This window comes from Streptomyces sp. NPDC047917, from assembly GCF_043204345.1.
Taxonomy (GTDB): Bacteria; Actinomycetota; Actinomycetes; order Streptomycetales; family Streptomycetaceae; genus Streptomyces; species Streptomyces sanglieri.
In genome coordinates, this window is record NZ_JBIDCA010000003.1 from 79,716 (window position 1) to 96,409 (window position 16,694).

A 16,694-nucleotide genomic window follows, 5' to 3' on the forward strand; every position below is an offset into this window, starting at 1 on the left:
CCCGCCACGCGTCGCCCGGCCGACCGGCTACACCGGTCCCGCGACCACCGCGACCGGCTTGATCAGCGGCGTTCCCGAACCGTCGCGCCGGGGGTCCGGAGCCGGCAGCTCGCTCGGCGTGCCGTTCTCCTGGGTGGCGCGGGCGGGCGTCTCACCCGCCCAGCCGAACACCAGCAGGTCCTCGCCCTTGAGGAACCGCTGGCAGCGCACCCCACCGGTGGCCCGGCCCTTGCGCGGGTACTGGTCGAACGGGGTGAGCTTGCACGTCAGCACCGAGTCGTCCAGCGTGCCGTGCGAGCCCGCGACGGTGAACACCACCGCGTCCGCGGCCGGATCCACCGCCGTGAACGAGATCACCTCGGCGTCCGCCGTGAGCTTGACCCCCGCCATGCCACCGGCGGGACGGCCCTGCGGCCGCACCTGCGCCGCCGGGTAGCGCAGCAGCTGCGCGTCGGACGTGATGAAGACCAGATCCTCCTCGCCGGTCCGCAGCTCTGCGGCGCCGACGATCCGGTCACCGTCCTTGAGAGCGATGACCTCCAACTCGTCCTTGTTGGCCGGGTAGTCCGGCACCACTCGCTTCACGACACCCTGGAGGGTGCCGATCGCCAGGCCGGGGGAGGCCTCGTCGAGCGTGGTGAGACAGACGACGGACTCGTCGCTCTCCAGCGTGAGGAACTCCGCGATCATCGCCCCGCCCGACAGGCTGGGCGCCGCATGGGTGTCCGGCAGCTGGGGCAGATCGATCACCGCGAGCCGCAGCAGCCGGCCCGTCGACGTCACCACGCCGACATCGCCGCGGGCCGTCGCCGGTACCGCCGAAACGATCACGTCGTGCTTGGCCCGCTTGGCGTCCTCGGCGAGCACGATCGGCTCGTCGTTGGCGGTGCGGGCCAGCAGACCGGTCGACGACAGCAGCACCCGGCACGGGTCGTCGGCGACCTCCAGCGGCACCGAGGCGACCTGCGAACCGGCCGACTCCAGCAGCACCGTGCGCCGGTCGGTGCCGAACTTCTTGGCGACCGCGGCCAGTTCCGAAGAGACCAGCTTGCGCAGCTCGGTGTCCGATTCGAGGATGACGGTCAGCTCGTCGATCTCGCTGTTGAGGCGGTCCCGCTCGCTCTCCAGCTCGATCCGGTCGAACCGGGTCAGCCGGCGCAGCGGGGTGTCCAGGATGTACTGCGTCTGGATCTCGCTCAGCGAGAAGCGCTCGATGAGCCGCTCCTTCGCCTGCGCCGAATTGTCACTGGACCGGATGATCCGGATGACCTCGTCGATGTCGATCAGCGCGACGAGCAGGCCCTCGACCAGATGCAGCCGGTCGCGGCGCTTGCCCCGGCGGAACTCGCTGCGCCGGCGCACCACGTCGAAGCGGTGGTCGAGATAGACCTCCAGGAGCTCCTTGAGCCCCAGCGTGAGCGGCTGACCGTCGACCAGCGCCACGTTGTTGATGCCGAAGGACTCCTCCATCGGCGTCAGCTTGTAGAGCTGCTCCAGCACCGCCTCCGGCACGAAGCCGTTCTTCACCTCGATGACCAGGCGCAGGCCGTGCTCGCGGTCGGTCAGGTCCTTCACGTCCGCGATGCCCTGGAGCTTCTTGGCCGAGACCAGGTCCTTGATCTTGGAGATCACCTTCTCCGGGCCGACGGTGAAGGGCAGTTCGGTGACGACCAGGCCCTTGCGGCGGGCCGTCACGTTCTCCACCGAGACGGTCGCGCGGATCTTGAACGTGCCGCGACCGCGGGCGTACGCGTCCTTGATGCCGCCCAGGCCCACGATCCGGCCGCCGGTGGGCAGGTCTGGACCGGGCACGAACCGCATCAGGGTCTCCAGGTCCGCGCCCGGATGCTTGATCAGGTGCCGGGCGGCGGCGATGACCTCGCCCAGATTGTGCGGCGGCATGTTGGTCGCCATGCCGACCGCGATCCCGGACGACCCGTTGACCAGGAGGTTCGGGTACGCGGCGGGGAGAACGGTCGGTTCCGTCTCCTGGCCGTCGTAATTCGACTGGAAAGCGACGGTGTCCTCGTCGATCGACTCCGTCATCAGCGACGTCGCGTCGGCCATCCGGCACTCGGTGTACCGCATGGCGGCCGGCGGGTCGTCGTTTCCGAGCGAGCCGAAGTTGCCGTGGCCGTCGACCAGGGGGAGCCGCATGGAGAACGGCTGCGCCAGACGGACCAGCGCGTCGTAGATCGACGCGTCGCCGTGCGGGTGCAACTTACCCATGACCTCGCCGACGACGCGGGCGCACTTCACGAAGCCGCGATCGGGGCGCAGGCCCATCTCGTTCATCTGGTACACGATGCGGCGGTGCACCGGCTTCATGCCGTCGCGGGCGTCGGGCAGGGCCCGTGAGTAGATCACCGAGTACGCGTACTCGAGGAAGGAGCCCTGCATTTCGTCGACGACGTCGATGTCGAGGATCTTCTCCTCGAAGTCGTCCGGCGGCGGGGTCTTCGTGCTGCGGCGGGCCATCGCTGCTGCGACTCCTTCACGGATTCTGTTCGGGCAACCTCAGGTTCTGACGCGGACCATTGTGGACCGCCGCACTGACATCGCCGACCTCGACCCGTCCCAAGAGGAGTTCCGGGCCCCGGTCGAGGCGCTTTCGCGCCCTGCCGCGCGGGGGATGCGTCCCCCTTTCACGCGAACTTCCGGGTTACGGGAACTTCGCCACGCGCCCGTGCGCTTGCCTAAAGTGGCAGGTCTCGCAGGAAATCCAGTATCGCGATCGAAGGGACGTACATGCCCATGGGTCACACGGCCACCGCTCAGGCCGGCTCCGGCGGCTTGACAGCGACCGAGCACCGCCTGGCCAACGGCCTGCGCGTGGTGCTCTCCGAGGACCATCTGACCCCGGTCGCCGCGGTCTGCCTCTGGTACGACGTCGGCTCGCGCCACGAGGTCAAGGGACGCACCGGGCTGGCTCACCTCTTCGAGCACCTGATGTTCCAGGGCTCGGGCCAGGTCAAGGGGAACGGCCACTTCGAGCTGGTGCAGGGGGCCGGCGGCTCGCTCAACGGGACCACCAGCTTCGAGCGCACCAACTATTTCGAGACCATGCCCACGCACCAGCTGGAGCTGGCCCTGTGGCTGGAGGCCGACCGGATGGGCTCACTGCTCGCCGCGCTCGACGAGGAGTCCATGGAGAACCAGCGCGACGTCGTCAAGAACGAGCGCCGCCAGCGCTACGACAACGTCCCGTACGGCACGGCGTTCGAGAAGCTGACGGCGCTGGCCTACCCCGAGGGCCACCCGTACCACCACACCCCGATCGGCTCGATGGCCGACCTGGACGCCGCGACCCTGGAGGACGCGCGCACCTTCTTCCGTACGTACTACGCGCCCAACAACGCGGTCCTCTCGGTGGTCGGCGACATCGATCCCGAGCAGACCCTCGCCTGGGTCGAGAAGTACTTCGGCTCCATCCCGTCCCACGACGGCAAGCAGCCGCCGCGCGACGGCACGCTCCCGGAGGTCATCGGCGAGCAGCTGCGCGAGGAGGTGCGCGAGGAGGTCCCGGCGCGGGCGCTGATGGCCGCCTACCGGCTGCCCCACGACGGCACCCGCGAGTGCGACGCGGCGGACCTGGCACTGACCGTGCTCGGCGGCGGCGAGTCGTCGCGGCTGCACAACCGCCTGGTCCGCCGTGACCGTACGGCCGTGGCGGCCGGGTTCGGGCTGCTGCGGCTGGCCGGCGCGCCCTCGCTGGGCTGGCTGGACGTCAAGATGTCCGGCGGTGTCGAGGTGCCGCAGGTCGAGGCCGCGGTCGACGAGGAGCTCGCCCGGTTCGCCGCCGAGGGCCCCACGCCCGAGGAAATGGAGCGCGCGCAGGCCCAGTTGGAGCGCGAGTGGCTGGACCGCCTCGGTACGGTCGCCGGCCGCGCCGACGAACTGTGCCGGTTCGCCGTGCTGTTCGGTGACCCGCAGCTCGCCCTGACCGCCGTTCAGCGGGTGCTCGACGTCACGGCGGAGGAGGTGCAGGCGGCCGCCAGGGCCCAGCTGCGCCCCGACAACCGCGCGGTGCTGGTCTACGAGCCGGTCGAGCCGGCCGAGCCCGCGGACACCGACGAGACCGACACCGACGCGCACGAAGGGGCGGACCAGTGACCGACGCTGCCGCGACTGGAGTTTCGATGCAGTACCACCCGCAGCCGGCCCCCGGCACCGCCCGCCCCTGGGCCTTTCCCGCGCCCGAGCGCGGCGCCCTGCCCAACGGCCTCACGGTGCTGCGCTGCCACCGCCCCGGCCAGCAGGTCGTGGCGGTCGAGATCTTCCTCGACGCCCCGCTGGACGCCGAGCCCGAGGGCCTCGACGGCGTGGCCACGATCATGTCGCGGGCGCTGAACGAGGGAACCGACAAGCACACTGCCGAGGAGTTCGCCGCCGAGTTGGAGCGCTGCGGCGCCACGCTCGACGCGCACGCCGACCACCCGGGCGTCCGGGTCTCCCTGGAGGTCCCCGCCTCCCGGCTGGCCAAGGCACTCGCGCTGGTCGCCGAGGCGCTGCGGGCGCCGGCCTTCGCCGAGAGCGAGATCGAGCGGCTGGTACGCAACCGGCTCGACGAGATCCCGCACGAGCAGGCCAACCCGGCGCGGCGTGCCGCCAAGCAGCTCTCCAAGGAGCTGTTCCCGGCCACGGCGCGGATGTCGCGCCCGCGCCAGGGCACCGAGGAGACGGTGGAGCGGATCGACACGGCGGCCGTACGCGCCTTCTTCGACGCCCACATCAGGCCGTCCACGGCGACCGCCGTGGTGGTCGGGGATCTCACCGGCATCGACCTGGACGTCCTGCTCGCCGACACTCTCGGCGACTGGTCCGGAGACACCGCCGCGCCGCGCCCCGCCCCGCCGATCACCGCCGACGACACCGGCCGGGTGGTCATCGTCGACCGTCCGGGCGCGGTGCAGACCCAGCTGCTCATCGGCCGGATCGGGGCCGACCGGCACGACAGCGTGTGGCCGGCCCAGGTGCTCGGCACGTACTGCCTGGGCGGCACGCTCACCTCCCGGCTCGACCGGGTGCTGCGCGAGGAGAAGGGCTACACGTACGGCGTGCGGGCCTTCGCCCAGGTACTGCGTTCCTCGGCCGCGGACTCCGCCTCGGGGGCGACCGGTGCCGCGATGCTCGCCATCAGCGGCTCGGTGGACACCGAATCCACCGAGCCGGCGCTCAAGGACCTGTGGACGGTCCTGCGGACCCTGGCGGCCGAGGGCCTGACCGACGAGGAGCGCGAGACGGCCGTGCAGAACCTCGTGGGTGTGGCGCCCCTGAAGTTCGAGACGGCTGCCTCCGTCGCGGGCACCCTCGCCGACCAGGTCGAGCAGCACCTGCCGGACGACTACCAGGCTCGGCTGTACGCCCGGCTCGCGGAGACCGGCACGGTCGAGGCGACCGCGGCGGTCGTCAACGCCTTCCCGGGTGACCGGCTGGTCACGATCCTCGTCGGCGACGCGGCCCGGATCGAGGAGCCCGTCCGTGCCCTGGGCATCGGAGAAGTGTCGGTGGTCACCGGCTGACGACCAGCCCGCCACGACACGTACGTCCCGCCGTTTCGTTGCGTATCGGGACATAAGGAAGGCCCTCGCGAGCGCGATCTCGCCGGGGTCTTCCCTTTTGTCCGTTCTGAGGGAAGGTTGCCTGTCTGCCCTGTGGGATGCGCTACAAAACGGCCTGTCCGTTTGGTGAATGAAAGCGCCCCCGCTTAGCGTCGGCTCGACTGCCCGTCACTCGTATGCCGCATCCGCGACGTACCGGACAGTCATCGCCGAGTCCCCGTCAGGCGCGAGCCTGGGGAGCCGGGGACCCACGCAGTCCCTGGGGTGAATCGGACGTCTGAGCCCGGATGGGCCGGGGCGTCCGTAGGAGACCTTCCTGCTCCGAACCCGTCAGCTAACCCGGTAGGCGAGAAGGAAGGAAAGGACCAGCCCCTCCATGGCGTTCACCCGTGTCACCGGGAAGCACCGTGCCCCGAGCCGACTGAAGCGCGGCAGCGCGAAGGCCGTCGGCGTCGCGGCTCTGGCCACCACCGGCGTCATCGGCGGCCTGGCCGCTCCCGCCTCCGCGGCGGACTCCGACGCACCCTCCGTGAGCGATACCGGCCTCAACCAGGTCATCGCCATCGACAAGACCCTCGCCGAGCGGATCGACGCCCAGGCCGACGTCCAGCAGCACCAGGCCGACGTCGCCGCGAAGGCGAAGGCCGAGGCCCACCGGAAGGCCGAGGCCAAGAAGAAGGCCGAGGCGAAGGCCAGGGCAGTGGCCGAGGCCAAGGCCGAGGCCGAGCGTGCCGCCGGGGCCCGCGCCGAGAAGGCCCGCGCCGCCCGGTCCGCCGAGCGCACCCGCCTGGGCTCCTTCCAGCTTCCGGTCGCCGGCTCGTACGTGAGCACCGGCTACAAGTCCAGCGGCTCGCTCTGGTCCTCCGGCAGCCACTCCGGCATCGACTTCCACGCCGCCTCCGGCAGCTCCGTCGTCGCCGTCGGCGCCGGCACGGTCGTCGAGGCCGGCTGGGGCGGCGCGTACGGCAACAACATCGTGCTCCGGATGACGGACGGCACGTACACCCAGTACGGCCACCTCTCCTCGATCGGCGTCTCCGTCGGCCAGAGCGTCGGCGCGGGTCAGCAGATCGGCCTCTCCGGCTCGACCGGCAACTCCACCGGACCGCACCTCCACTTCGAGGCCCGGACGACCCCGTCGTACGGCTCCGACATGGACCCGGTCGCGTACCTGCGCGCCCACGGCGTCCGCGTCTGACCGGCGCCCACCGCACCACCTCGTCGAAGGCCCCGGCAGCGCGCCGGGGCCTTCGACGTGTCCGGCGATCCCGGCCGCCCGGGACGACCGGCCGCCGTACCGCCCCGCGGCCAAAAGATATTCATGAATTCCCGCCCGGCATCGGAAATGCGGCCGCATTGCAATAGAGTCGCGGAACAGGCATCGGCCGGCCGCGATTCGCGGGGATCGAGACGGAGGTTCGGACATGCGCATTCCGGCGCATTCGGTATGCACGGCAATCCGTGACGACATCGTCTCCGGTGTCTTCGTACGCGGCAGCCGTCTCACGGAGGAACTGCTGGCCCGCCGATACGGGGTCTCCCGTGTCCCGGTGCGGGAGGCGCTGCGCACCCTGGAGTCCGAGGGCTTCGTGGTCACCCGGCGGCACGCGGGCGCCTGCGTCGCCGAGCCCACCGAGCGGGAGGCGGCCGATCTCCTGGAGGTCCGTACGCTGCTGGAGCCGCTGGGCGCCGCCCGTGCCGCGCAACGCCGCACCGAGGCACACCTCAAGGTGCTCCGCGGTCTCGTGCGGCTCGGCCAGGACCGGGCCCGGCGGGGCGAGGGCGACGATCTGCGCTCGCTGGGCGGCTGGTTCCACGAGACGCTGGCACAGGCTTCCGGCAGTCCGGGTCTGATCGCGCTGCTCACCCAACTGCGGCACAAGATCGACTGGATGTACGTGGTCGAGCAGTCCGCCCGGCCGGTGGATTCCTGGGCCGAGCACGGGGCGATCGTGGACGCGGTGGCACGCGGCGACGCGGAACGGGCCAGGGCGCTGGCCGCCCGTCACGCGGAACGGGCCGCGGCCGCGCACCGGCCGCGCCGGCGGCCCGGCGCGCCCGGGGCCGGCCGGGTGAGGACCTCGCAACATTCCGTAAACGCCGCAGGTGCCCGGAATTAACAATCACGCCGTATACAAAGAGAAGTCGCCGCGCAGGGGCGCATTCCGGGCAGTCGAAATTATGACCGCCTGGATTCCGTCCGCGTGAATTCCGTCCTGTCTGAATTCTGTCCTGCTCGAATTCTGCTTCGCCCGGATTCTGCTTCGCCCGGATTCCGTGCGTCTGAATCCTGGAGGCCGGAACCCGTTCGGCGGGCACCGGGAGACAAAAGAGCCGCGGCCCCGGTTCAGGGTGCCGCGGCTCTCTCGCCGAGGGTGTTTCAGACGGTCTCCGGGAGCTCCTCAAGTCCCTCGGCGACCAGCTTCGCCAGGCGGTCCAGGGCGGCTTCGGAGTCGTCGGCCTCGGACGCGAGCACGATCTCCTCGCCACCCTGCGCGCCGAGACCGAGGACCGCGAGCATGGAAGCGGCGTTCACCGGGTTGCCGTCGGCCTTGGAGATCGTCACCGGGACGCCGGAAGCCGTGGCGGCACGGACGAAGATGGAAGCGGGGCGGGCGTGCAGGCCCTCGGCCCAACCGACGTTGACGCGGCGCTCAGCCATGGTTCTGCCCTTCACGAATCAACAGTTGTCTAGACCAGTCTCTCACGCGGTGCGCGGTGCTCCGGCCGACCCCGGGAACAGCCCATAACGCCCGCGGACCCGCCGATCGGCCCTCTCAGACTGCCCCGGCCCCGAGACCTACGCGACCGCTGACGGAGCCGTACTCTTTGCCCATGCAGCCCGCGCCGGAGCAGAGTCCGCATCACGCTTATCCCGACCACTGGGAAGCGGACGTGGTGCTCCGCGACGGAGGCACCGCGCGCATCAGGCCCATCACCACGGACGATGCCGAACGGCTGGTCAGCTTCTACGAGCAGGTCTCCGACGAGTCGAAGTACTACCGGTTCTTCGCCCCGTACCCACGGCTGTCGGACCGGGACGTCCACCGCTTCACCCATCACGACTACGTCGACCGGGTGGGGCTCGCCGTCACGGTCGGCGGCGAGTTCATCGCGACCGTCCGCTACGACCGGATCGACGAGCGGGGCAGGCCCGCCTCCGCCCCCGCCGACCAGGCCGAGGTCGCCTTCCTCGTCCAGGACGCGCACCAGGGCCGGGGCGTGGCCTCGGCGCTCCTCGAACACATCGCGGCCGTCGCCCGTGAGCGCGGCATCCGCCGCTTCGCCGCCGAGGTGCTGCCCGCCAACAACAAGATGATCAAGGTGTTCCGGGATGCCGGGTACACCCAGCAGCGCAGTTTCGAGGACGGTTCCGTCCACCTGACCCTGGACCTCGAACCGACCGCCGAGTCCCTCGCCGTCCAGCGCGGCCGTGAACAGCGGGCGGAGGCACGGTCCGTGCAGCGCCTGCTGGCCCCCGGCTCCGTCGCCGTCATCGGCGTCGGCCGGTCTCCCGGCGGCGTCGGCCGCACGGTCCTGCGCAATCTCCTCGGGGCCGGCTTCACCGGCCGCACCTACGCGGTGAACCGCGCCTTCGCCGGCGACCGGGACACCGTCGACGGCGTCCCCGCCCACCGCTCGATCGGCGAGATCGATGAGCCGGTCGACCTCGCGGTCGTCGCCGTCCCCGCCGACCGGGTCCCGGAAGCCGTCGCGGACTGCGGCGAGCACGGCGTCCAGGGCCTGGTCGTGCTCTCCGCCGGATACGCCGAATGGGGCGCCGAGGGCCGGGAACGGCAGCGCGAACTGGTCCGGCAGGCCCGTTCGTACGGGATGCGGATCATCGGCCCGAACGCCTTCGGTGTGATCAACAACGCCGAAACCGTCCGGCTGAACGCCTCGCTCGCCCCCGAGCCGCCCGCCCCCGGACGTATCGGCCTGTTCACCCAGTCCGGAGCGATCGGCATCGCGTTGCTCTCCGGGCTCTACCGGCGCGGCGCGGGCCTGTCCACGTTCATCTCCGCCGGCAACCGTGCCGACATCTCGGGCAACGACTTCCTCCAGTACTGGTACGAGGACCCCGACACCGACGTCGCCCTGCTGTACCTGGAATCGCTCGGCAACCCCCGCAAGTTCACCCGCCTCGCCCGGCGCACCGCGGCGGTGAAGCCGGTGGTCGTGGTCAAGGGCGCCCGGCACAGCGGTTCCACCCCGCCCGGCCACGCGGTGCCGGTCGCCCGGATCCCGGACGCGACGGTCTCCGCGCTGATGCGGCAGGCGGGCGTGATCCGGGTGGACACGGTGACCGAGATGGTCGACGCGGGCCTTCTCCTCGCCGACCAGCCGCTCCCGGCCGGCCCCAGGGTCGCGATCCTCGGCAACTCCGAATCGCTCGGTCTGCTCACGTACGACGCCTGCCTCGCCGAGGGGCTGCGCCCGCGCCCGCCCCTGGACCTCACCACCGCCGCCACCCCGCAGGACTTCAGGAACGCGCTCGCCGAGGCCCTCGCCGACGACGGCTGCGACTCGGTCGTCGTGACGGCGATCCCGTGGGTCGGCGAGGACGGCGAGGCGGAATCGGGCGACGGGGAGGTGCTCGCGGCCGCCCTGCACACGGCCGCCGCCGCAGGCCCGGCCAAGCCGGTGGCCGTCGTGCACGTCGAGATCGGCGGTCTGGCCGAGGCCCTCGCCGCGGCCACCAGCACGGTCGCCCAGCCGCGTCCCCCGGCGCAGCCCGCCCCGGCCGCGAGCCCCGCACGCCCCGCGGCCGTCACTCCGCCCGGTCCCGGCCCGGTACCCACGGCCTCCGGCCCCGCGGCCGCCACTCCGCCCGGTCCCGGCCCGGTACCCACGGCCTCCGGCCCCGGAACCCGCAACGGCCGGATCCCTGCCTACCCCGCCGCCGAACGGGCGGTGCGCGCCCTGGCCGAAGCGGTGCGGTACGCGCAGTGGCGACGACAGGCCGCCGTGCCCGGCAAGGTGCCCGAGTTCCTCGACGACACCATCGACGAGCCCGGCACCGCCGGACTCATCGACACCCTCCTCGGCCCCGACCCCGACCCGAGGGGCCTCCAGCTCGCGCCCGACCAGGCCCGCGAGCTCCTGGGCCACTACGGCATCACCGTGCGGCCGACGCTCCCGGCACCCGACCCGGACGCGGCCGTCGCGGCGGCGGCCCGGCTCGGCTACCCCGTGGCGCTCAAGACCACCGCGCCGCACCTGCGCCACCGCGCCGACCTCGGCGGCGTCCGGCTCGACCTCGCCAACGAGACCGCGCTGCGCCGGGCCTACGGCGAACTGACCGACCTGCTCGGCAAGCCCGCCGAACTCCAGCCGGTGGTCCAGGCCATGGCGCCGCGCGGCGTCGACACCGTCGTACGGGCCACGATCGACCCGGCGGCCGGCGCCGTGCTGTCCTTCGGGCTCGCCGGCGCGCCCTCCGAACTGCTCGGCGACACCGCCCACCGCCTCGTCCCGGCCACCGACCGCGACGCCGCCGAACTGATCCGGTCCATCCGGGCGGCCCCGGTGCTGTTCGGCTGGCGCGGCGCGGCACCCGTGGACACCGCGGCCCTCGAAGAGCTGCTGCTGCGGGTCTCCCGGCTGGTCGACGACCACCCCGAGGTGGTCTCCATCGCCCTGGAACCGGTCGTGGTCGCCACCCAGGGGCTCACCGTCCTCGGCGCGAGCGTCCGCCTCTCGCCGCCCCCGGCCCGCACCGACCTCGGCCCCCGCCGCCTCCCCAACTACTGACACCGGCCGGGGCGGCCACCGTCCCGCCCCGGGGTCCCGGTCGGCCCTGCCGCACAACGTCCCCGGCAGTCATCCGCCCCCCGTAGGATGGTCCTCATGGCAAAGACCGGTACGACGACCCAGGGGCTGCGCGCGGCGATCGAGCGCAGTGGCTACTACCCGGCCCTCGTGGCCGAGGCGGTGGAGGCCGCCGTGGGCGGTGAGCCGGTCGCTTCGTACCTGGTGCACCAGGAGACCACCTTCGACTCCAACGAGGTGCGCCGCCACGTCACGGTCCTGGTCCTGACGGACAACCGTTTCATCGTCAGCCACACCGACGAGCAGAACGCCGACACCAGCTCCCCGACCCCGTACGCCACCACCTCCACGGAGTCGGTCAAGCTCGACCGGATCTCGTCGGTCGTGGTCAGCCGGGTCGTCGCCAACCCCGAGAAGTACGTACCGGGCACGCTGCCCCGCGAGGTCGTCCTCACCATCGGCTGGGGCGCGGTCTCCCGGATCGACCTGGAGCCGGCCGCCTGCGGCGACCCCAACTGCGAGGCCGACCACGGCTACACGGGCAACTCCACCGCCGACGACCTGAGCCTGCGGGTCAGCGAGGCCGGTGACGGACCGGACACCGTGCGCCAGACCCTCGCCTTCGCCCAGTCGCTCTCCGAGGCCACGGCCGCGACCGCGGCGACCGGCCGCTGATGGCGCAGCCGGCCTGGCAGGACCCCGTTCCGCTCCCCGTCGACAGCGCCCCGGTGCCGGAGTACGGCAGCGGATCGCTCGCCGATCTGCTTCCCACGCTCGCCGCCGGACAGGGCGTCGCGGGCTTCACCGCGGCCATCCCCGAACTCACCCCCGCCGACCGGAACTGCGTGTTCCTGATCGACGGCCTCGGCTGGGAACAGATCAAGGCCCACCCCGACGAGGCGCCGTTTCTGCACTCCCTGCTGCCCACCTCGCGCGGCGGTACCGGCCGCCCGATAACGGCGGGCTTCCCGGCCACCACGGCGACCTCGCTCGCCTCGGTGGGCACCGGGCTGCCGCCCGGGGAGCACGGCCTGCCCGGCTACAGCGCACGCAATCCGGAGACCGGCGAGCTGATGAACCAGCTCCGCTGGAAGCCCTGGACCTCCCCGAAGGTCTGGCAGCCGTACCCCACCGTGTTCCAGCTCGCCGACGCCGCGGGCGTGCGCACCGCCCAGGTCTCCGCCCCCGCCTTCGAGCAGACCCCGCTCACCAAGGTCGCGCTCAGCGGCGGCTCGTTCCTGGGCCGGCTCACCGGCGAGGAGCGGATGGACATCGCCGCCGAACGGCTCGCCATGGGCGACCGGTCGCTCGTCTACACGTACTACAGCGAGGTCGACGGCAAGGGACACCGCTTCGGCGTCGACTCCGACGCCTGGCGCGGACAGCTGATGTATGTGGACGGTCTGGCGCGGCGCCTGGCCGAACAGCTCCCGCCCCGCTCGGCGCTCTACATCACCGCCGACCACGGCATGATCGACATCCCGTTCGACGAGCAGTCCCGGATCGACTTCGACGAGGACTGGGAGCTGCGCGCGGGCGTCGCCCTGCTCGGCGGCGAGGGCCGGGCCCGTCATGTGTACGCCGTCCCGGGCGCCGAGAACGACGTGCTGACCGTCTGGCAGGAAGTGCTCGGCGAGCAGTTCTGGGTGGCGGGCCGGGACGAGGCGATCGCGGCCGGTTGGTTCGGCCCGAAGGTCGACGAACGGGTCCGCGGCAGGATCGGCGACGTCGTCGCGGCGGCCCACGACGACGTGGTGATCACCGCATCCGTCAACGAGCCGCACGAGTCCGTGATGGTCGGCATGCACGGCTCGATGACCCCCGCGGAGCAGCTCGTCCCGCTCCTCGAAGTACGCTCGTAACCGCGTTTCTCCCCACTTCCCTTCCCTTGCCCGAAAGGTGCTCGACCCCTCATGCCCGAGCTTGTGTTCTTCTCCGGAACGATGGACTGCGGAAAGAGCACACTGGCGCTCCAGATCGGCCACAACCGTTCGGCACGCGGCCTGCAGGGCGTGATCTTCACCCGTGACGACCGGGCGGGGGAGGGCAAGCTGTCCTCGCGCCTTGGACTGGTCACCGACGCCGTCGAGGCCGACGAGGGCATGGATCTGTACGCCCATCTCGTCGGCCGGATAAGCCGCGGCGGCCGGGCGGACTACGTGATCGTGGACGAGGCGCAGTTCCTGGCCCCCGTCCAGATCGATCAGCTGGCGCGCATCGTCGACGACCTCGATCTGGACGTCTTCGCGTTCGGCATCACCACCGACTTCCGGACCAAGCTGTTCCCCGGCTCCCAGCGGCTGATCGAGCTGGCCGACCGGGTGGAGACCCTCCAGGTCGAAGCGCTCTGCTGGTGCGGCGCACGGGCCACGCACAACGCCCGGACGGTCGGCGGCGAGATGGTCGTCGAAGGCGCCCAGGTGGTCGTGGGCGACGTCAACCAGCAGGCGGGTGAGGTCGGTTACGAGGTGCTGTGCCGGCGCCACCACCAGCGCAGGACCACCAGCGCCACCGCCCGCGCGGGTGCGCTGTCGCCGGACGTGCTGCCCGTCACCTCCGGCTGAGCCGCCCGTCGGCCACCCGTGTCCCGCTGCTTAGGATGAGGCCGTGAACACGGTGAGCGCGGAAGAGGACGACTCCGGACCGGGCCCGCTGGGCAAGGTGCAGCCCAGACAGCTGATCGTGACCGTCTACGGGCTCTACGCGCGCGACACCGACGGCTGGATGTCGGTGGCCTCGCTGATCCAGCTGCTCGCCGACCTCGGCGTCGAGGCACCGACCGTGCGCTCCTGCGTCTCACGGCTGAAGCGGGCCGGGCTGCTCGAAGCCCGGACGGTGTCCGGGGCTGCCGGATACCGGATCTCGCCCGAGACGGAGCGGATGCTGCGCGACGGCGATCCGCGCATCTTCGCCGCGCGGCGGGCCACCGTCGACGAGGGCTGGGTACTGGTCGTCTTCTCGGTGCCCGAGTCCGAACGCGCCAGGCGGCACACCCTGCGCACCCAGCTCACCCGGCTCGGCTTCGGTTCGGTGTCCGCCGGCGTGTGGATCGCACCCGGGCATGTGCACGACGAGGCGGAGTCCATGCTGGCCAGACACGGCCTGCGCGCGTACGCCGACCTCTTCCGCGCCGACTACCTCTCGGCCGGCGGGGGCGACGGCGGCGAACTCGCCACGAAGGTCCGCTCCTGGTGGGACACCGCCCGGCTGCAACGGCTGTACGTCGAATTCCTCGCCGCGCACCGCCCGGTGGCCGAGCGGATCGCGAACGGTCCGGGGGTGGCGGACCGGGAGGCGTTCACGACGTACATCAGGGTCCTCACCGACTGGCGCCGGCTGGTCTACCTCGATCCCGGCGTCGCGCGTGAACTGCTGCCCGCCGAATGGAGCGGAACCCACGCGTCCGAACTCTTCGACGAGATGCACGCCCGGCTGGCCGGCCCCGCCCACCGGCACGTCGAACGGGTCCGGACCGGCGGGGACCGGGCTGCCGGACGGCTCAGCGAACGGCCGACCGGACGATCGTGAACGCCGCGCCCTCCGGGTCGGCCACGGTCGCCACCCGGCCGCCCGACCCCTCCCGGGGCGGCTGCAGGACGTACCCGCCCAGCTCCACCACCCGCCGGGCGGCCTCGTCGGTGTCGGAGACCTCGAAGTACGTCATCCAGTGCGGGCCCCGGTCGCGCGGCAGGGCATGGCCGACACCGTGCAGCGACGCCACCGGCCGGCCCTCCAGATGCAGGGTCTGGTAGTCGAAGTCGGCCGAGACGACCGCCTCCGCCTCGTAGCCGAAGACCGTCTGGTAGAACTTGCAGACCGTCGCGGTCTCCCGGGTGACCAGCTCGTTCCAGACCGGCGTGCCGGGGGCACCGGCGAGCGCGGTACCGACATGCGCGGCGGCCTGCCAGACCCCGAAGACCGCACCGCCGGGGTCGGAGGCGATGGCGAGCCGGCCCGCCTCGCCCGCGTCGAGCGGCCCCACGGCGACCGTTCCCCCGCAGGACCGGATGGCCTCCGCCGTGAGATCCGCGTCGTCCGTGGCCAGATAGGTCGTCCAGGCGACCGGCAGATGTCGGTCCGGCGGCAGCTGTCCGATGCCCGCCACCACCTTTCCGTCGATCAGCGCCCGGACGTACGGACCCAACTGGTCCGGACCCGGCACGAATTCCCAGCCGAACAGATCGGCGTAGAAGTGCTGGGTCGTGCTCATGCCGTGCACGATCAGACTCACCCAGCAAGGTGTTCCGGGCGTACGCGGCGCGGCAGCCTCGGTCATCGTCACTCTCTCCTCGGACCATCGGGGTGGCCGTACGGGGGAAAACGGGGCCGGCTCGCCGTCGTGCGGTACGGGATGTGTACGCCCCGTGCAGATGTTGGCACCACCCGGCGCACGAAGTGCTCCGGCCGCGCCGCACTTTCCGGATCTCGACGGAGGGAGACCGGTTTGCTTCGGTGCGCCCGTTTCGAAGGTGGTACGGGTGGGGTGCCTCCTGCGCGAGGATGGCACCCATGAAGCCCATCATCACCGCATCGGAATACGCGAGCGAGTCGGCGGGGCCACGTCCGCCGGTGCTCCTGGACGTACGTTGGCAGCTCGGCGGCCCCGAGGGGCGGCCCGAGTACGAGGCCGGGCACATTCCCGGTGCGGTCTTCGTCGACCTGGACGCGGAACTCGCCGGCCCCGCGGGCCGCGGCGGACGCCATCCACTGCCCGACCCGGACGCGTTCGGGGCGGTGATGCGCCGGGCCGGTGTCTCCCGGGACACCCCGGTGGTCGTGTACGACGGCGGCCAGGGCTGGGCCGCGGCCCGCGCCTGGTGGCTGCTGCGCTGGACGGGACACCCGGACGTCAGAGTCCTGGACGGCGGTCTCGCCGCCTGGACGGGCGATCTCGACACCGGGATCCCGGCTCCGGCCGAGGGTGACTTCCGGCCCGTCCCCGGCGCGCTGGCACTGCTGGACGCGGACGGAGCGGCGGCGCTGGCCCGCTCGGGGCTGCTGCTCGACGCGCGGGCCGCCGAGCGCTACCGCGGCGACGTGGAGCCGATCGACCGGGTGGGCGGCCACATCCCGGGCGCCGTCTCGGCCCCGACCTCCGAGAACACGGGGGACGACGGGCGGTTCCTGGCCCCGGAGGCGCTGGCGGCCCGCTTCGAGGAACTCGGCGCCGGCCGGGCGGACGAGATCGGCGTCTACTGCGGCTCCGGTGTCTCCGGCGCCCACGAGGTCCTGGCCCTGGCCGTCGCCGGGATCCCCGCGGCGCTGTACGCGGGCTCCTGGTCCGAGTGGTCCGGCGACGAGTCCCGCCCGGTGGCGACGGGGCCCGAGCCCCGGTAAGGGAGGGTGCGCCGACCGGGACCG

Annotated in this window: 13 protein-coding genes and 1 riboswitch; of the genes, 10 read left to right on the forward strand and 3 right to left on the reverse strand. The window is 72.1% G+C overall.

Features of this window, described 5'->3' with window-relative positions; translation table 11 throughout:
• Positions 1-27 precede the first annotated feature (27 nt).
• Positions 28-2,478 (reverse strand): DNA topoisomerase (ATP-hydrolyzing) subunit A, encoded by a 2,451-nt coding sequence (locus tag ACGF8B_RS07320; protein ID WP_392735612.1) that lies wholly within the window; start codon positions 2,476-2,478, stop codon positions 28-30.
• 270 nt (positions 2,479-2,748) lie between these two features.
• Here ACGF8B_RS07320 and ACGF8B_RS07325 point away from each other — a divergent pair, with 270 nt between their 5' ends.
• The 4 genes from ACGF8B_RS07325 to ACGF8B_RS07340 all read left to right on the forward strand — a co-directional run bounded on the left by ACGF8B_RS07325 (position 2,749) and on the right by ACGF8B_RS07340 (position 7,681).
• On the forward strand, positions 2,749-4,113 hold the full coding sequence (locus ACGF8B_RS07325) for a M16 family metallopeptidase (RefSeq protein ID WP_392735614.1): 1,365 nt from the start codon (positions 2,749-2,751) through the stop codon (positions 4,111-4,113).
• Between the two features lie 26 nt (positions 4,114-4,139).
• On the forward strand, positions 4,140-5,522 hold the full coding sequence (locus ACGF8B_RS07330) for a M16 family metallopeptidase (RefSeq protein WP_392735615.1): 1,383 nt from the start codon (positions 4,140-4,142) through the stop codon (positions 5,520-5,522).
• A gap of 236 nt (positions 5,523-5,758) precedes the next feature.
• A riboswitch (cyclic di-AMP (ydaO/yuaA leader) is annotated at positions 5,759-5,924 on the forward strand.
• A gap of 13 nt (positions 5,925-5,937) precedes the next feature.
• The gene (locus tag ACGF8B_RS07335) at positions 5,938-6,759 is read left to right on the forward strand and encodes a M23 family metallopeptidase (protein ID WP_392735617.1); all 822 of its coding nucleotides are present in this window, start codon (positions 5,938-5,940) and stop codon (positions 6,757-6,759) included.
• A gap of 226 nt (positions 6,760-6,985) precedes the next feature.
• Complete coding sequence (locus ACGF8B_RS07340; RefSeq protein WP_392735618.1) at positions 6,986-7,681, forward strand: GntR family transcriptional regulator; 696 nt, start codon at positions 6,986-6,988, stop codon at positions 7,679-7,681.
• Between the two features lie 260 nt (positions 7,682-7,941).
• Here the strand turns inward: ACGF8B_RS07340 and ACGF8B_RS07345 are convergent, their stop codons facing one another.
• Positions 7,942-8,223, reverse strand: a complete 282-nt coding sequence (locus tag ACGF8B_RS07345; RefSeq protein WP_329819353.1) for an HPr family phosphocarrier protein — start codon at positions 8,221-8,223, stop codon at positions 7,942-7,944.
• A 173-nt stretch (positions 8,224-8,396) separates the two neighbouring features.
• On the opposite strand from ACGF8B_RS07345, the gene ACGF8B_RS07350 reads away from it, so the two are divergent.
• The 5 genes from ACGF8B_RS07350 (at position 8,397) to ACGF8B_RS07370 (ending at position 14,861) form a co-directional block, all read left to right on the forward strand.
• On the forward strand, positions 8,397-11,315 hold the full coding sequence (locus ACGF8B_RS07350; protein WP_392735620.1) for a GNAT family N-acetyltransferase: 2,919 nt from the start codon (positions 8,397-8,399) through the stop codon (positions 11,313-11,315).
• A gap of 96 nt (positions 11,316-11,411) precedes the next feature.
• The gene (locus ACGF8B_RS07355; protein ID WP_093539487.1) at positions 11,412-12,008 is read left to right on the forward strand and encodes a DUF5998 family protein; all 597 of its coding nucleotides are present in this window, start codon (positions 11,412-11,414) and stop codon (positions 12,006-12,008) included.
• Positions 12,008-13,195: an alkaline phosphatase family protein gene (locus tag ACGF8B_RS07360; RefSeq protein WP_392735622.1), complete on the forward strand. Its 1,188-nt coding sequence runs from the start codon at positions 12,008-12,010 to the stop codon at positions 13,193-13,195. Before ACGF8B_RS07355 ends, ACGF8B_RS07360 begins: the two co-directional genes overlap by 1 nt.
• A 51-nt stretch (positions 13,196-13,246) precedes the next feature.
• Entirely contained in the window at positions 13,247-13,897 is a 651-nt protein-coding gene (locus ACGF8B_RS07365) for a thymidine kinase (RefSeq protein WP_392735624.1), read from the forward strand.
• A gap of 43 nt (positions 13,898-13,940) precedes the next feature.
• Complete coding sequence (locus ACGF8B_RS07370) at positions 13,941-14,861, forward strand: PaaX family transcriptional regulator C-terminal domain-containing protein (protein ID WP_392735626.1); 921 nt, start codon at positions 13,941-13,943, stop codon at positions 14,859-14,861.
• Here ACGF8B_RS07370 and ACGF8B_RS07375 read toward each other — a convergent pair.
• Positions 14,833-15,609, reverse strand: a complete 777-nt coding sequence (locus ACGF8B_RS07375; protein ID WP_392735628.1) for a VOC family protein — start codon at positions 15,607-15,609, stop codon at positions 14,833-14,835. The two genes, ACGF8B_RS07370 and ACGF8B_RS07375, sit on opposite strands and share 29 nt — an antisense overlap.
• A 233-nt stretch (positions 15,610-15,842) precedes the next feature.
• On the opposite strand from ACGF8B_RS07375, the gene ACGF8B_RS07380 reads away from it, so the two are divergent.
• Positions 15,843-16,670, forward strand: a complete 828-nt coding sequence (locus ACGF8B_RS07380) for a sulfurtransferase (protein WP_392735630.1) — start codon at positions 15,843-15,845, stop codon at positions 16,668-16,670.
• The last annotated feature ends 24 nt before the right edge of the window (positions 16,671-16,694 follow it).

Coding starts and splice junctions, on each gene's coding strand:
- ACGF8B_RS07365 (WP_392735624.1), top strand. CDS start 13,247: ATGCCCGAGCTTGTGTTCTTCTCCGGAACGATGGACTGCGGAAAGAGC.
- ACGF8B_RS07360 (WP_392735622.1), top strand. CDS start 12,008: ATGGCGCAGCCGGCCTGGCAGGACCCCGTTCCGCTCCCCGTCGACAGC.
- ACGF8B_RS07345 (WP_329819353.1), bottom strand. CDS start 8,223: ATGGCTGAGCGCCGCGTCAACGTCGGTTGGGCCGAGGGCCTGCACGCC.
- ACGF8B_RS07380 (WP_392735630.1), top strand. CDS start 15,843: ATGAAGCCCATCATCACCGCATCGGAATACGCGAGCGAGTCGGCGGGG.
- ACGF8B_RS07340 (WP_392735618.1), top strand. CDS start 6,986: ATGCGCATTCCGGCGCATTCGGTATGCACGGCAATCCGTGACGACATC.
- ACGF8B_RS07350 (WP_392735620.1), top strand. CDS start 8,397: ATGCAGCCCGCGCCGGAGCAGAGTCCGCATCACGCTTATCCCGACCAC.
- ACGF8B_RS07375 (WP_392735628.1), bottom strand. CDS start 15,609: ATGACCGAGGCTGCCGCGCCGCGTACGCCCGGAACACCTTGCTGGGTG.
- ACGF8B_RS07320 (WP_392735612.1), bottom strand. CDS start 2,478: ATGGCCCGCCGCAGCACGAAGACCCCGCCGCCGGACGACTTCGAGGAG.
- ACGF8B_RS07335 (WP_392735617.1), top strand. CDS start 5,938: ATGGCGTTCACCCGTGTCACCGGGAAGCACCGTGCCCCGAGCCGACTG.
- ACGF8B_RS07330 (WP_392735615.1), top strand. CDS start 4,140: ATGCAGTACCACCCGCAGCCGGCCCCCGGCACCGCCCGCCCCTGGGCC.
- ACGF8B_RS07325 (WP_392735614.1), top strand. CDS start 2,749: ATGCCCATGGGTCACACGGCCACCGCTCAGGCCGGCTCCGGCGGCTTG.
- ACGF8B_RS07355 (WP_093539487.1), top strand. CDS start 11,412: ATGGCAAAGACCGGTACGACGACCCAGGGGCTGCGCGCGGCGATCGAG.